The sequence below is a fragment of the Priestia sp. YIM B13490 genome (genome assembly GCF_042787735.1).
In the GTDB taxonomy this organism is placed as follows: Bacteria; Bacillota; Bacilli; order Bacillales; family Bacillaceae_H; genus Priestia; species Priestia megaterium.
This window is the reverse complement of the sequence record NZ_JBHZOT010000005.1, coordinates 158804-173146: the sequence shown is the minus strand read 5'-3', so window position 1 is coordinate 173146 and position 14343 is coordinate 158804. Positions and strand designations below refer to the sequence as shown.

Genomic DNA, 14343 nt, shown 5'->3' with positions numbered 1-14343 from the left:
TAAATATAAATAAAAGCAGGAAAATCCCTGCTTATTTTTTCGTATCGGATTCAATTTCTCCGTGAACAGTCTGAATGACGGCTTTGCCACGAATTTTAATTGCGGATGTATGCTCAGTAAACTGCGCAATCATTACTTCGCCTTTATCTAGTTTTTCTGAATGATGAAATCGCGTATCTGCTCCTCGCGTTAAGCCAATTACGTTAACTCCATCTTCGACCGCTTTAATGACAATATACTCCGGCGTTCCTTTTTGTGTCATATTCTCTTCTCCTTCATCATCCACATTATGATTTAATCAGTGATAAAACTTCAGCTCTAGAACTTGCATCGTGTTCTAATACTCCGCGTACAGCAGAAGTGATTGTCATAGCTCCAGGCTTTTTAATGCCTCGCATGGTCATACACATGTGCTCTGCTTCCACTACTACCATTACCCCGTGCGGCTCTAATGTTTCTACAATAGAATCCGCCACTGTAGATGTAATTCTCTCCTGAAGCTGAGGACGTTTTGCAACAGCTTCTACTGCTCTTGCCAGCTTACTTAAACCGGTCACTCGTCCGCCTTTTGGAATATACGCAACATGAGCTTTTCCATAAAAAGGAACTAAGTGGTGTTCACACATAGAGTAAAAAGGAATATCTTTTACAAGCACTAGCTCTTCATGATCTTCTCCAAAAACTGTTTTAAAATGTTCTTTTGGATCTTCATTCAACCCGGAAAAGACTTCCTCATACATTTTAGCTACTCGCTTTGGTGTATCTAATAATCCTTCACGGTTTGGATCTTCGCCAATTGCTTCTAAAATTAGTCTCACGGCTTGTTCGATCTGTGGTTTATTTACAGATGACATGTTGTTGCCCTCCAATTCGTTGCATTACGACTTTATGAAAAAAATTCTAGCATATGTATATACCAAAGGCAAAAAAGAAAGGTCGCAAATGTGCGACCTTTCAAAGCTCTTCATCAACGGCTATGAATAAAGCCATTTTATGTAGATATTATTTTACAGCATCTTTAAGAGCTTTACCTGGTTTGAATGCAGGAACTTTGCTAGCAGGAATTTCGATTTCTTCGCCAGTTTGTGGATTGCGTCCTTTACGAGCAGCACGTTCACGTACTTCGAAGTTACCAAAACCGATAAGTTGAACTTTGTCCTCAGCTTTTAAAGCTTCTAAAATTGTATCGAAAACAGCATCAACTGCTTTTGTAGCATCCTTTTTTGAAAGCTCACTTGCTTCTGCAACAGCATTAATTAATTCTGTCTTGTTCATGCCATTCACCTCCTCCCAAAATCGGATCATATAATAACTAAAAACCTTGTTAGAAAAGGAATCTAGTAATTCGTTATATCTCATTCTTTAACAAAACAAATGGATATTATACATAACCTATGTATCGACAAGCCTAATCATAAACGATTGAACTAAATAATTCAATGTTTTTCATTCATCTGCCGTATGTATGTAGTGAAAACAGTATGATCGATCGATTTCTGTTAAAAGATTAACATATTGAACAAGGCATAGCAAGCAGAAAATAACGCAGGAATAGGATAACCACGCGATCTATCACAATATATGTAAAGTTTTGTATGATCTATCCAAAAAGAAGAGGCTCCTTTATGAGGAGCCTAACGTTACATGCTTATAGAATAATCGCGATTAAACCTCCGGATCCTTCGTTAATAATCCGTTCTAGCGTTTCTTTTAACTTATATCGTGCATTTTCAGGCATCAGCGACAGCTTTCCTTGAATCCCTTCTCTTACGATTGAACTTAGAGAGCGGCCAAATATATCTGAATTCCAAATTGAAAGCGGATCATCTTCAAAGTCTTGCATCAAATAACGAACTAATTCTTCGCTTTGCTTCTCCGTTCCGATAATCGGCGCAAATTCTGATTCTACATCCACTTTAATCATGTGTATTGAAGGCGCCACTGCTTTTAAACGAACTCCAAAACGCGATCCTTGGCGAATAATTTCAGGCTCATCAAGGCTCATATCCGAAAGCGAAGGTGCAGCTACACCATAACCCGTTTGTTTAACCATACGAAGGGCATCAGAGACTTGATCATACTCGGTTTTTGCATGCACAAAATCTTGCATTAACTGCAGCAAATGATCTCTTCCGCGAATTTCTACTCCCACGATTTCTTTCAAAATCTGGTCGTATAAGTCATCTGGAGCATATAAGTCAATTTCAGCAATTCCCTGCCCCATCTCAATTCCGGCTAATCGAGCCTGATCGATAAACTCAAACTGGCTAAATTGCTCTACTACCCGTTCAACGTCTCTCAGCCTCTTAATATCTTTTACCGTTTCTTTAACGGCTTCTTGATAGCTTTCACGCAGCCAATGTTTATCTTTTAAAACCATTACCCAGCTTGGTAGATTAACGTTGACTTCTAATACAGGGAACTCGTAGAGTGCTTCTCTTAATACGTTCATCACATCAGTATCGCGCATGCTTTCCACACTCATCGCTAATACTGGAATATCATATTTTTCATTAAGCTTTGCACGAAGCTTTTCTGTATCAGGATGATATGGCTGTACGGTATTAATAACCATGATAAATGGTTTGCCTACTTCTTTTAGTTCATTAATGACGCGCTCTTCTGCTTCCACGTAATCTTGACGAGGTATATCTCCAATTGAGCCATCTGTTGTAATGACGACACCAATCGTTGAGTGTTCTTGAATTACCTTTCTCGTTCCAATTTCAGCCGCTTCGTGAAATGGAATTGGTTCTTCATACCAAGGTGTATTGATCATTCGAGGTCCGTTTTCATCTTCGTACCCTTTAGCGCCTGGCACCGTATATCCTACACAATCTACTAACCGTATGTTAACTTCTAGCCCGTCATCTACCAAAACATTAACTGCTTGATTCGGTACGAATTTCGGCTCAGTTGTCATAATCGTTTTTCCAGCTGCACTTTGTGGTAGTTCATCTTGTGTGCGAGCTCTTTCTGCCTCGTTCTCGATGTGAGGCAGGACCACCAGCTCCATAAATTTTTTAATAAATGTAGATTTTCCTGTTCGAACTGCTCCCACCACACCTAAATATATATCGCCTCCTGTACGTTCAGCGATATCTTTAAATACATCCACCTTTTCCAAAAGATCCCCTCCGATCTATGAGTTCATGGAATATGACATCCATTGCGAGAGTAAATTAGGACACTATATAGTTATGACGTTGTCCTATTAAAATATGACTTTTGATAGAAAAATTTATGATTTTTTTCATGCACATGCTGACTTAGTCATTCTGATTATCATTATTGGTGTACAAGAAAGAGAAAACCCCTTCTCTCTGAATATTATTCAAGGAGAAGGGGTTCATGACTTATTTTTTTAAAAATATTGGTTCATTCTTATCGTTGACTGTATAAGGAAGAGAGTAAGCAGGTACAAAATCACTGTTTTCCACAAGGAGCTTTCGTATATCTTCACCAGGTTTGTAGGAGCTTTTATGCTTTTGAATGGCATCATACAAATCAGGACGATAATCTACAAATACATCTCCCTGTCCATTAACAATTAAAGAAAGACTATTCCCTGTATATGGGCTAGTAACGACAGGAGGCTCTTTCATATTCAATTTTTTATAATTAATAGAGAATACGCCGGGAGCGATGACCTCTTTAAACGGTACGTACCCTTTATGATTTTGACGGTATATATTCAAATGTACGTTAACATCTTGAATCGTATCCGCCATTCGTAAGTCTAATAATTTAACCGTGGGCTTTGTTTCTGCATCCACAAGTACGTACGCAAATATCCCTCCGCTTTCATACGAATTACCAGGTGCGTCTTGCATGTATCTAGGAACAATTTTCGTAAAGTCAATCGGATATTTTTGATAAATCGGCGTGTCCATATCTTTCGTTTTTATTGGCAATAAGCCTCCGCTTTCTTGTTTAAATTGATCAACCGCCGTTTGCACGGAAGCAACTTGATCTTTATAAGGAACTTGATTTTGAGACATTCTTTCTGCCGGGTACAAACAACCGGATAATACCAAAATGGTTAACCCAACAATAGACGTTAGCATGAATTTTTTCATTTTCCTCACCCTACCATATGTACATTAAGCATCTGTCGGCCCGCTGAATACAACAATTACCATAATAAGACCTGCTACAATCATAAGCGAATAGGCAATGAGAGCGAGTACAATTTTACCAATGCGGTTCGTAATTTTATAACGACTAAAGTAAATAGAAAATACCGAAATAAACATAAATACAATGGAGCCCAATGAAATCCACATCTTTAACAAACCTGGCGACAAACTGCATCCACTCCTTTTTTCACCGTTATTATAACATAAGGACTTATAGTTAAGATGGATATTGATAGAACTTTCTAAATTAACTATTTATTTACCTTCCAGTGATTCACGCTCTATAGTAATTACTTTCCTATTAAATTGACAAATTCCTGCTTATTCACATAAAAAAAATCGAAGCGAAGGGGGCTCTTCGCTTCGATCATAACTAAATATTCCCATACTAACAGTTCTACTCATCTTTATTTACACGTTATTTTATGCAAGTAAATGATTTTGGGTATCACTAATTGCCTATTTTTTCATATTTCTTTGCACTTAATTTAATTTTTCTCCTAAAACATTCGCTAAATCTTCCATTTCATGTGTTTTAGTACGAGACATAAGCGCGTCTACTGCATCCTTTGCCTTCACATCATTAAACAGTACATTATATAAAGCATCAGCAATCGGCATTTTTACGTCATATTTTTGAGATAGCTGGTAAGCTGCTTTCGTCGTGCGTACACCTTCTACAACCATTCCCATATTTTCTAATACTTCGTCTAAATTTTTGCCTTTTCCAAGAAGATTACCAGCGCGCCAATTTCGAGAATGAACGCTTGTACACGTTACAATCAAGTCTCCGATCCCGGTTAAACCTGAGAACGTCAGAGGATTGGCACCAAGCACAGTACCTAAACGAGCGATTTCAGCCAAGCCACGAGTCATAAGAGCGGCCTTCGCATTGTCACCATATCCAAGTCCATCCGTAATACCAGCAGCAAGAGCAATAATATTTTTTAACGCTCCCCCAATTTCCACACCAATCACATCAGGATTTGTATAAACACGGAAGTACTGCTGATTATTAAATAAATCCTGCACTTTTTCTGCTGCTTGTATATTTGTTGAAGCTGACGTCACAGTTGTGGGCTGCCTTCTACTTACTTCTTCAGCATGACTCGGACCTGATAAGACAACAATGTCTTTTGTATCAATTTCTTGTTGAATCATTTGAGATATACGTAAAAGAGAATCCGGTTCAATCCCTTTACTTACGTGAACAATTGTAAATAGTTCATCGGTAAGGGATTTTAGCTGCTGCAACACTTCACGAATGGCCTTCGTTGGAACAGCTAAAATAAGGGTTTCAACACCTTCTATTGCCTTTTCTAATGACGTAAAACCTTTAATCTGATGAGGAAGCTCTACACCAGGCAAATATTTTTCATTCTTATGCGTCTCGTTGATTTGATCAATGACTTGTTGTCTATGTCCCCAAATGCGAACATCGTGTCCATTTTCCGCCAATACGAAAGCTAATGCAGTTCCCCAGCTTCCTGCTCCTAGTACAGCTATTCTTTCCACGCCGATCACATCCTCTGTTATTTTCTTGGTCTTGCAATAATTTTAATTGGAGTTCCTTCAAATCCAAAAGCTTCACGAAGCTTATTTTCTAAGAAACGTTTATATGAAAAATGCATTAGCTCAGGATCATTTACAAACACAACAAAAGTTGGCGGCTTGATTGCTACTTGAGTTGTGTAATAGATTTTCAAGCGGTTGCCGTTGTGAGTAGGCGTAGGGTTCATTGCTACTGCATCCATAATCACATCATTTAAAATGCTTGTTTCTACACGCACCGCATGGCTTTCGCTTGCAAGATCAATCATTGGCAATAGCGTATGCGTACGTTTTTTCGTTTTGGCTGAAAGGAATACAATTGGAGCATATGTTAAGAACTGAAAATGCTCACGTATATTCTCTTCAAATTTTTTCATTGTTTTTTCATCTTTTTCTACTGTATCCCATTTGTTCACAACGATGACAACAGCTTTTCCAGCTTCTTGTGCATAGCCAGCAATTTTCTTATCTTGTTCAATAATACCCTCTTCAGCATTTAATACAACTAAGACAACATCTGAGCGTTCAATTGCCTTTAATGCGCGCAGTACGCTGTATTTTTCAGTACTCTCGTACACTTTTCCACGCTTTCTCATTCCAGCTGTATCAATAACAACATATTCTTGATCTTCTTTTGTAAACTTTGTATCAATGGCATCGCGTGTCGTGCCGGCAAGATCACTGACAATAACACGGTCTTCACCTAGAAGAGCATTAACTAATGAAGATTTCCCTACGTTAGGACGACCAATCAATGAAAATTTAATGACGTCTTCTCCATAATCTTCGTCTTTTTCTTTTGGAAAGTGCTTAGCTGCCTCGTCTAGCAGGTCACCTAAACCTAAACCATGCGTTCCTGAGATTGGGAACGGTTCTCCATATCCTAGTGCGTAGAAATCATAGATTAATTCTCTCATTTCAGGATTATCTACTTTATTAACAGCTAGGACAACGGGCTTTTTCGATTTGTATAAAATTTTCGCCACTTCTTCATCAGCTGCAGTAATTCCATCGCGTCCATTCACTAGAAAAATGATTACGTCCGCTTCATCAATTGCAATTTCTGCCTGCTGTTTGATCTGTTCTAAAAATGGCTCATCTCCAATATCAATACCGCCGGTATCAATAATGTTAAAGTCCACATTCAGCCACTCACCTGAACTATAGATACGATCACGAGTTACACCCGGAATATCTTCTACAATAGATACTCGCTCTCCTACAATTCGGTTGAAAATTGTTGATTTTCCTACGTTGGGACGACCAACAATCGCAATAATTGGTTTTGGCATACGATTCTTCCCTTTCCTTGATCTTTTTTATGTATCGGCAACCAGTCTTTAATCGACTAAAGGTATTTATCTACATGTACAAATAAATAAGATCATTCTTTTTTCAAAAATTGAGGCCATGCAGCGTGGCATGACCTCTACTAATCGATCATAAGCGATAAAGCAGGCTTTTTATCAGCTCTATTTTACACCAGGCTGATTAACTGCCTATCCGCTGAATAAGCATTACTCTTTCAATCAAACAATTTTATCAAAAATCACCGGTAACAACAATATAATTTTACGAAATCTCTTCTTCTATTTGTAAGTACTTTGCTTTTGCCTGTGAGACTTCAGCACGTACAAATCTAAATAAGCAGAGAAATAAACCAGCATCTCCCAAATAAACATAGCTCCTACTGCTGTTGCTAAAACGTCGAGTGTCCGAAGAGACCCTACTTCATAAGATGCAATATCTCGAATGACAACTGCGTATAAAAAATCTCCTCCAACTACACCTAAAATGATCGCTGCGAATCTTTTTTCAGCATCTTTAATCACCATAAAGCAAATATATAAGATAAGTCCAGTCAAAATCCACTTACGATCAATAAAAATCCATACAGGATCATAGAGCTCAAGTAAACAAAAACCAGCATAGGCAATTATTATAATGCCGCATACAATAACATAATATAACTGCTGAAACCTGCTGTAGCCTGAAGCATAAACACACGCTACCCCCACTAAAAACAAAGCGGTGTAGCTAAATGAAAACTGAGCCATATGCATGTTCATTCCGCTTAGGAGTATACTGATTAATATAATGGCTGCTACCTTCCAACGTCTAGGTGTTTTGGGCATAAGAAAAGTCGCAACAATCCATCCCATCCACGAAAGCCAATAAAAGAAAATTCCGTCCACTGAATATGGCACCTCCTCTACCTGTCATCAGTATGTATCAATTTGGTAAAACTTAATCGGAGTTTTAGAATAGAACCCCTTATTTTGGACAACCTATCAGAAAAAAGGAGGGAATCTAAAATGGGAAAAGATCGTCAAGAGAAAAAATTAAAAGAATCAAAACGAGTTGAATCTGACCGTGATCAAGGACTTCACTATCCGGGAGCAACTAGCTTGCAAAGTCCTGAAGAAGCACGCGAGTTAAATGAGCATAAATAAAAAAATGCGCTGACTAAGTCAGCGCATTTTTTTATTTTAAAACTGGATGTGAAACAGGATAGGAACGTTCTTTCTTTCCAGTAAACAAAAAGAGAACTCCTCCCACTAACAATAGTGCTCCTGACAAATAAAACCCGAATTCCATACTTCCAAGTTTATCTGCAAAATATCCGGTAATGTAAGGTGCAAAGATCGATGACAGCATGCCGCTGAAGTTGAAAAAACCGTACACTTTAGAGTACATGGACGATGGAGTAATATCCGCCATATACGAAATCAAAATCGGATCTAATGCTAATTTACCTATCAAACCGTACACAATTAAGCCGATTAATAGCCAAGAATAACCCTCTGTATAGGGAATAAAAAATTGACACAAAGCGCCCGCTACTGACAAACTCACAATTAATGCTTTTTTATTTGCAATTCGATCAGATATATACCCAAAGAAGATTGCTCCTGGAATAGACGCCCAAGGTACTAAAGATGCTATGATGCCTGTTTGAGACCCTTCTAAGCCTCGCGAGTGCTGCAAATAATAAGGAAGCCAAGTCAGCATCCCAAAAAATCCGTAAAGAGAGCAGAAGATTAAAATGTATACGAAAATATGATTTTTTGTAAATAATACTTTTAGCGACTGCTTTGTTTCTTTATTTAGCGAATTTTTTTCTTGATCCCTTTGCTTATCTTTTACAAAGAAAGCTATTAAAATAGCTATTACTATAGTTGGAATAGCAAATAAGTAAAAAGTAAACTGCCAGTCTTTTTCTAACGTATATGTAATGTATGTAGAACCGATAAAACCAAGTGATATACCAAAAGCCATTCCACTATTAATGAGCGCCGACACTAAACCTCGGTATCGTTCAGATGTGATGCTTGAAGAAACTCCGTATTGTGAACCATAATACGTTCCTTCTCCAAGTCCTGTCAGCGCCCGCATAAGTAAGAACATACCGAAAGTAGTTGTAAGTCCTGTAAAAAATGTGGCAACTCCAAACAAGATGTATCCAGCTACTAAGATCTTAACTCGACCAAATCGATCTGCCAAAAAACCCGTTGGAATTTGCATAGCTGCATACGCTGCAAAAAATACGGTAGACATTAGCCCAAGTTCAGCTTTATTAAGATCCCACTGCGCACCGATATCTCCCATAACCGGAGATAAAATATTACGATCTGCATACATGAAAACCCAGCCTAAAAAGAAAAGAAAAATTGTAAATACAGGATGTCCCTTTTTCATTACGCCACCTCTTTTTTCTGATTTTTCTGTCTATTTTACTTATTATAAGGGGCTAACGTTTGGGATTTCATGCTTTTTGTCACTTCTTCTGCCAACATTTTTTGTTTTTTTTAATGAAAACGCGATCATTCATCTTTAAAGAAATAAAAAAGCACGCAGTCAACTGCATGCTTTTTTATGATCTGTTATTAAATGTTTCTATAGATACATTTCGCTGAGTCAGCCAGCTATGGGTATCCCCTGTAATAACTAGAGGCATTTGCTGAAGCTTAGCAATAGAAGTTGCTCCTAGCGCAGCCATGATGAACATTAACTCCTCATGCATCTCGGCTATCTCTTCTACAACTGCTTCTAAACCAGACTTCATTAAAATGGATAAAAAATATCCTGCCATTCCCGTTGCAGAAGCTCCTAACGCAATAGACTTAGCAATATCCATAGAGGTTTGAATACCTCCCGAACCAATAATGGATATACCTTCTACGTGCTGAGATACTTCTGCTAAAGAAGCTGCTGTAGAAATTCCCCAATCATTAAAGAAGTGAAAATGTTTTGCTCGTCTTTCATTTTCGATTTTCGAAAAATTGGTACCACCGTACCCACCAATATCAACGATTTCAACACCAACATCTTTAAGTTTTTGCACTGCTTGAGCGCTCATCCCAAAACCTACTTCTTTGACAATTACAGGAACGGTTACTTCTCGGACAATGCGTTCAATACGACGTAATGCATCGGTGAAATCACGATCTCCCTCCGGCATGACCAGTTCTTGTATAACATTTAAATGAATTTGAAGTCCATTTGCTTCAAGCATATCAACTGCTTTTTTAGCTTGTTCAACTGTAGCTTCACTGCCTAGGTTGGCAAAAATAATTCCGTTAGGGTTTTCTTGACGCACTACTCTGTATGATTGTTCTTCCTTTTCATCTTTAATCGCAGCCATCTGCGATCCAACGGCCATTGCTAATTGACCATGATGAGCAATTTGAGCAAACGAACGGTTAATCCGTTCCGTTTCTTGTCCGCCACCGCCCGTCATAGCATTTATAAAAATTGGCGAACTTAACAAAAGTTCGCCAATTTTTGTATCAATATGAACATCGTGCACGCCAGTATTTGGCAAGCTATTATGAACGAAGCGAATATCATCTAGCCCGTGCAGCCGATGCTGTCCCGTTTGAATCGCATGATGAATGTGATCAATTTTACGTTTTGCTCTGCTCACAAATCATCACCATTACTTATCTTAATTTTTTTAATTGATCCCCAATCATATCACCTAATTGGAAACCTTTTGACTCTTCTTGTAATTCATAGTCACCGTAATCTTCTTGTTCTTCTTCCTCAAGATCACGAATGCTTAACGAAACGCGTCGTTCTTGTTCATTCACATCAAGTACTTTCACCGTCACTTTTTCGCCTTCAGAAAGCACTTCATGCGGTGTCCCGATATGCTTATGGGAAATTTGAGAAATGTGTACAAGTCCTTCTACTCCAGGTAGAACTTCCACAAAAGCTCCAAAAGATACAAGTCTTTTAACGGTTCCATCTACTACATCACCTTGGCGAAGCTTCGTAGAAATGTTGGACCATGGACCTTCTAACGTATCTTTAATAGATAATGAAACACGCCCCGTTGATTTGTCAACAGACAATACTTTGACTTTCACAGCATCTCCCTCAGCTACTACGTCTGAAGGTTTTTCTACACGCGTATGTGAAAGCTGAGAAATGTGCACTAACCCATCTACTCCGCCTACATCTACAAACGCTCCAAAGTCTGTTAAGCGCTGAACGGTTCCTTCTAAAACCTGACCTTCTTTTAATGACTCAAGAACATTTTCTTTTTGTTGTACAAGCTCTTCTTCTACAACTGCACGATGCGAAAGGATCACGCGATTTTTTTCTTTATCTAATTCCACTACTTTGACCGTAAGAGTTTGATCTTGATACTCTGCAAAATCATCAACGAAATGAGTTTCAACAAGAGAAGCTGGAATGAACCCTCTCACACCAATATCTACTACTAATCCGCCTTTGACAATTTCTTTGACTACCGCTTCAAACACTTCACCTGAAGAAAGTTTTGCTTCTAAACCATCCCATGCTTTTTCAGCATCTACAGCCCGTTTAGATAGCACAAGCAAATCGTCTTCCACTTTAATTACTTTCGCTTCGACTTCGGCACCTTCTTGGATTACATCGCCTGCTTTTTCAATATGTAAGCTCGCTAATTCACTAATTGGAATAATACCGTCTAGTTTGCTGTTAGGTACATCTACATACACTTGCTTTTCTTCTACTTTTGTAATAGTACCTTTTACTGTTTCTCCTACTTCTAATGACGTTACCTCTACTTGATTCATATCTTCTGTCATCGTCTTTTCCTCCTCCAATATCCATCTACAATATGTATTCCCTTGTAAGAGTTCTTCACTCTTTTAGCTCATCATTATTGTATATAGCTCTGTATAGAAAAAACTCTCTTTGTTACTAACTTCTAATAAATAGAATCTTTTGTCAAGTCATAAGGTTACAAACTATTGATATTTTTCAATTAATTCACCAATGCTTTTCATAATAACTTCGGTCACTTCGTCGGCTGGTGCTTTTCGTTCGCGAAGCTCATCCATCTGAATTGGCGGTCCGTACACTACTTTTAACCTTGCAAAACGCTTATATGGACCAATAACAGCACAAGGCACAACAGCTGCTTTTGAACGCAAAGCAAAAAAGCCTACTCCAGCCATCCCTTTTCCTAATTTCCCATCTTTACTTCTTGTTCCTTCGGGAAACAATCCAAGCACTTTTCCTTCTTTTAAAATCTTTAACCCCTGGCGCAAAGCTTCACGATCTGCCATCCCGCGCTTTACAGGGAATGTTTCTAACTTTGGCAGAACCGTCTTCAGAAAAGGTGCTTTAAACAGCTCTGCTTTTGCCATAAACGAAATAGGCCTTGGACATGTCACACCTACAGTAGGCGGATCTAAGTTGTCAATATGATTTGAACAAAGCAAAACTCCGCCTTCTGAAGGGATATTTTCTGCACCGATTACTTCATAACGATAAACTGGTGTTAAAATGCCTTTTACAATGGCACGTGCAAACATATAAAAGCTCAAAATCATCCAATCCTTTCTTTTGTAATAGAAAGTATTTTTTCTACAACTCCTTCAATCGATAAAGAAGTTGTATCGATTTCAATTGCATCTTCAGCTTTTTTAAGAGGTGCTACTTCGCGCTCAGAATCCAGCTTGTCTCTGCGGGCAATTTCTTCTTTTAAACGCTCTAAATTTGATTCAAAACCTTTTTTTATGTTTTCGTCATGGCGTCGCTGTGCTCTTTCATCCACAGACGCTAATAAAAAGATTTTAACTTCTGCGTGAGGAAGCACGTGTGTACCGATATCACGTCCGTCCATTACAACGCCTCCATCTTTAGCAAGGCCCTGCTGTCTCGCTACCATCTCTTCACGAACTGCACGATGTTTCGCTACGATGGATACAGAGTTAGTTACTTCTGCTGAACGAATTTCACCTGTAACATTCTGCCCATTTAAGATGACTACCTGTCCCGATTCAGACGGCTTTAAATCGATGACTGTTTCGTTAAGTAAATGCAATAGCTCTTCTTCATTTTGCAAATCTACCTGGTTTTTCTGTGCTTGATACGTTAGAGCACGATACATCGCTCCTGTATCAACATAAATATATGATAAGGTTTCTGCTATAATCTTTGCCACTGTACTTTTCCCAGCAGCTGCAGGACCGTCAATCGCGATTGAAATTTGTTTTTCCATAAGTGCCTCCCTTAATTTCAAAACAGGAACAAACCACTTTCATCTTTTATACAATGAGCCATTTTATATGAAGCGTTTATAAACGAAAAAAAGAGCAGGGGGTCTTCTCCTGCCTGGTGTTCACTGCATGTTTCTTTCCTAGTTATTCTACCATACGTCCGACTACTGGTCGAATGTTTCAATAATTTTATTAAAATTATTTTTGCTAACTCCCTCATACTGAATAACCTTTGAGAAATATGTACTGTGACTGCTAGATAGTAAAATACATTGGGCAATTATTAAAAACACAAATTGAATAACCACTAATTTAATTAAAATTCGTTCTATTCGATTCACCTTTTTTCTCCTTTTGTAAGAAGTAATACCTTTGCTTACAGTTTAGGAAAGAGAAGTTTTTTTTATACGCTAAAGAAGACCTTTTCTTCTTAGGTCGAGCTGACGCTTTAAGGTATAACGAATCATCATTTCTTTCGTTTGTTTTTCCATGTCCATAAATTTAATAGATAGCTGACCTACTTTACAAGAAGTCGGGGCGGTAATTCGTACAACTTCCCCTTTTAATTCAAGATGCTGCAAAGCTCCCTCACGATTAGGAAGACTTAATCGTACAACAACCGAATCTTTCTCATTAAAAAGCAGCGAGTGATGGAAGGAGCCGGCTATTCCACCTGCACTGATGTTTTTAGTCATGATTTCCATTACATCCTGCTGTTCTTGTTCACTTTCTATCACCGCCTTCACTGTAAGAGGCACACGAAAAAAATTTCTTCTTTGGATAGATTTTAACTTTTTATCGCCCGGGTAAAAGAGCTTCACAACAGGCATGCCTTTTATTTCACGCCCTGTTACTTCAGTTGGAAAGGTATATACATTTTGATCATATCCAATAAACGTAGCAAGCAATTTTGTACCTTTTAGTAAAAAAGCACTTCGCTGCGTTTCTTCATTTAGCGGATAGCTAATATAAATCACGTCTTCCGTAAACTCAACTACTTTACATCGATATGTTTGTTGTAATGTAGACTCTCTATGCCCGCTCTCTAACGTCAACCTCATTCCCGCTTTTATCATCTTCTCTCTCCTTTAGTCCCACTATATACACTTTTTCCCTTTATTCAAACATAGTCAAATATGTTTATTTTGTAAATA

At 38.2% G+C, this 14343-nt stretch carries 17 protein-coding genes; 1 reads left to right on the top strand and 16 read right to left on the bottom strand.

What is annotated here, in order from left to right; all coding sequences use genetic code 11:
• Window positions 1-31 precede the first annotated feature (31 nt).
• The 9 genes from mtrB to ACFX4R_RS17140 form a co-directional block, all read right to left on the bottom strand.
• Complete coding sequence (gene mtrB / locus ACFX4R_RS17180; protein ID WP_013059014.1) at window positions 32-262, bottom strand: trp RNA-binding attenuation protein MtrB; 231 nt, start codon at window positions 260-262, stop codon at window positions 32-34.
• Window positions 263-287: 25 nt separating this feature from the next.
• Window positions 288-854: a GTP cyclohydrolase I FolE gene (gene folE, locus ACFX4R_RS17175; protein WP_013059015.1), complete on the bottom strand. Its 567-nt coding sequence runs from the start codon at window positions 852-854 to the stop codon at window positions 288-290.
• Between the two features lie 148 nt (window positions 855-1002).
• Window positions 1003-1275, bottom strand: coding sequence for an HU family DNA-binding protein (locus ACFX4R_RS17170; protein ID WP_013059016.1), 273 nt, complete (start codon window positions 1273-1275; stop codon window positions 1003-1005).
• A gap of 373 nt (window positions 1276-1648) precedes the next feature.
• Entirely contained in the window at window positions 1649-3127 is a 1479-nt protein-coding gene (spoIVA, locus tag ACFX4R_RS17165) for a stage IV sporulation protein A (RefSeq protein WP_013059017.1), read from the bottom strand.
• 229 nt (window positions 3128-3356) lie between these two features.
• Window positions 3357-4079, bottom strand: a complete 723-nt coding sequence (locus ACFX4R_RS17160) for a hypothetical protein (RefSeq protein ID WP_043976379.1) — start codon at window positions 4077-4079, stop codon at window positions 3357-3359.
• Between the two features lie 24 nt (window positions 4080-4103).
• Window positions 4104-4307, bottom strand: a complete 204-nt coding sequence (locus ACFX4R_RS17155; RefSeq protein ID WP_165575821.1) for a DUF2768 domain-containing protein — start codon at window positions 4305-4307, stop codon at window positions 4104-4106.
• Window positions 4308-4622: 315 nt separating this feature from the next.
• Window positions 4623-5654: an NAD(P)H-dependent glycerol-3-phosphate dehydrogenase gene (locus tag ACFX4R_RS17150; RefSeq protein ID WP_013084894.1), complete on the bottom strand. Its 1032-nt coding sequence runs from the start codon at window positions 5652-5654 to the stop codon at window positions 4623-4625.
• Window positions 5655-5671: 17 nt separating this feature from the next.
• Complete coding sequence (gene der, locus ACFX4R_RS17145) at window positions 5672-6982, bottom strand: ribosome biogenesis GTPase Der (protein ID WP_013059022.1); 1311 nt, start codon at window positions 6980-6982, stop codon at window positions 5672-5674.
• A 297-nt stretch (window positions 6983-7279) separates the two neighbouring features.
• Entirely contained in the window at window positions 7280-7885 is a 606-nt protein-coding gene (locus ACFX4R_RS17140; RefSeq protein ID WP_043976376.1) for a YphA family membrane protein, read from the bottom strand.
• A 120-nt stretch (window positions 7886-8005) separates the two neighbouring features.
• On the opposite strand from ACFX4R_RS17140, the gene ACFX4R_RS17135 reads away from it, so the two are divergent.
• Window positions 8006-8143: a YpzI family protein gene (locus ACFX4R_RS17135; protein WP_013059024.1), complete on the top strand. Its 138-nt coding sequence runs from the start codon at window positions 8006-8008 to the stop codon at window positions 8141-8143.
• A gap of 31 nt (window positions 8144-8174) precedes the next feature.
• On the opposite strand, the gene ACFX4R_RS17130 is transcribed toward ACFX4R_RS17135, so the two are convergent.
• The 7 genes from ACFX4R_RS17130 to ACFX4R_RS17100 all read right to left on the bottom strand — a co-directional run bounded on the left by ACFX4R_RS17130 (window position 8175) and on the right by ACFX4R_RS17100 (window position 14265).
• Window positions 8175-9389, bottom strand: coding sequence for an MFS transporter (locus tag ACFX4R_RS17130; RefSeq protein ID WP_043976374.1), 1215 nt, complete (start codon window positions 9387-9389; stop codon window positions 8175-8177).
• Between the two features lie 175 nt (window positions 9390-9564).
• Window positions 9565-10617: a type 2 isopentenyl-diphosphate Delta-isomerase gene (fni, locus tag ACFX4R_RS17125; RefSeq protein ID WP_162214926.1), complete on the bottom strand. Its 1053-nt coding sequence runs from the start codon at window positions 10615-10617 to the stop codon at window positions 9565-9567.
• A gap of 16 nt (window positions 10618-10633) precedes the next feature.
• Complete coding sequence (rpsA, locus tag ACFX4R_RS17120) at window positions 10634-11770, bottom strand: 30S ribosomal protein S1 (protein ID WP_013059027.1); 1137 nt, start codon at window positions 11768-11770, stop codon at window positions 10634-10636.
• Between the two features lie 162 nt (window positions 11771-11932).
• A complete protein-coding gene (locus ACFX4R_RS17115; RefSeq protein ID WP_043976371.1) occupies window positions 11933-12520 on the bottom strand; it encodes a lysophospholipid acyltransferase family protein in 588 nt (195 codons plus the stop codon).
• Window positions 12517-13191: a (d)CMP kinase gene (gene cmk / locus ACFX4R_RS17110; protein ID WP_043976370.1), complete on the bottom strand. Its 675-nt coding sequence runs from the start codon at window positions 13189-13191 to the stop codon at window positions 12517-12519. Before cmk ends, ACFX4R_RS17115 begins: the two co-directional genes overlap by 4 nt.
• Before the next feature lie 162 nt (window positions 13192-13353).
• Window positions 13354-13530, bottom strand: a complete 177-nt coding sequence (locus ACFX4R_RS17105; RefSeq protein ID WP_013059030.1) for a YpfB family protein — start codon at window positions 13528-13530, stop codon at window positions 13354-13356.
• Window positions 13531-13599: 69 nt separating this feature from the next.
• Window positions 13600-14265, bottom strand: a complete 666-nt coding sequence (locus ACFX4R_RS17100) for a flagellar brake protein (RefSeq protein ID WP_034649061.1) — start codon at window positions 14263-14265, stop codon at window positions 13600-13602.
• Between the last annotated feature and the right edge of the window lie 78 nt (window positions 14266-14343).

Bases quoted from the DNA above. Each gene is read 5' to 3' on its own strand.
- ACFX4R_RS17130 (WP_043976374.1), bottom strand. From the start codon at position 9,389: ATGAAAAAGGGACATCCTGTATTTACAATTTTTCTTTTCTTTTTAGGC.
- ACFX4R_RS17135 (WP_013059024.1), top strand. From the start codon at position 8,006: ATGGGAAAAGATCGTCAAGAGAAAAAATTAAAAGAATCAAAACGAGTT.
- ACFX4R_RS17100 (WP_034649061.1), bottom strand. From the start codon at position 14,265: ATGATAAAAGCGGGAATGAGGTTGACGTTAGAGAGCGGGCATAGAGAG.
- folE (WP_013059015.1), bottom strand. From the start codon at position 854: ATGTCATCTGTAAATAAACCACAGATCGAACAAGCCGTGAGACTAATT.
- cmk (WP_043976370.1), bottom strand. From the start codon at position 13,191: ATGGAAAAACAAATTTCAATCGCGATTGACGGTCCTGCAGCTGCTGGG.
- mtrB (WP_013059014.1), bottom strand. From the start codon at position 262: ATGACACAAAAAGGAACGCCGGAGTATATTGTCATTAAAGCGGTCGAA.
- ACFX4R_RS17160 (WP_043976379.1), bottom strand. From the start codon at position 4,079: ATGAAAAAATTCATGCTAACGTCTATTGTTGGGTTAACCATTTTGGTA.
- der (WP_013059022.1), bottom strand. From the start codon at position 6,982: ATGCCAAAACCAATTATTGCGATTGTTGGTCGTCCCAACGTAGGAAAA.
- ACFX4R_RS17170 (WP_013059016.1), bottom strand. From the start codon at position 1,275: ATGAACAAGACAGAATTAATTAATGCTGTTGCAGAAGCAAGTGAGCTT.
- rpsA (WP_013059027.1), bottom strand. From the start codon at position 11,770: ATGACAGAAGATATGAATCAAGTAGAGGTAACGTCATTAGAAGTAGGA.
- ACFX4R_RS17115 (WP_043976371.1), bottom strand. From the start codon at position 12,520: ATGATTTTGAGCTTTTATATGTTTGCACGTGCCATTGTAAAAGGCATT.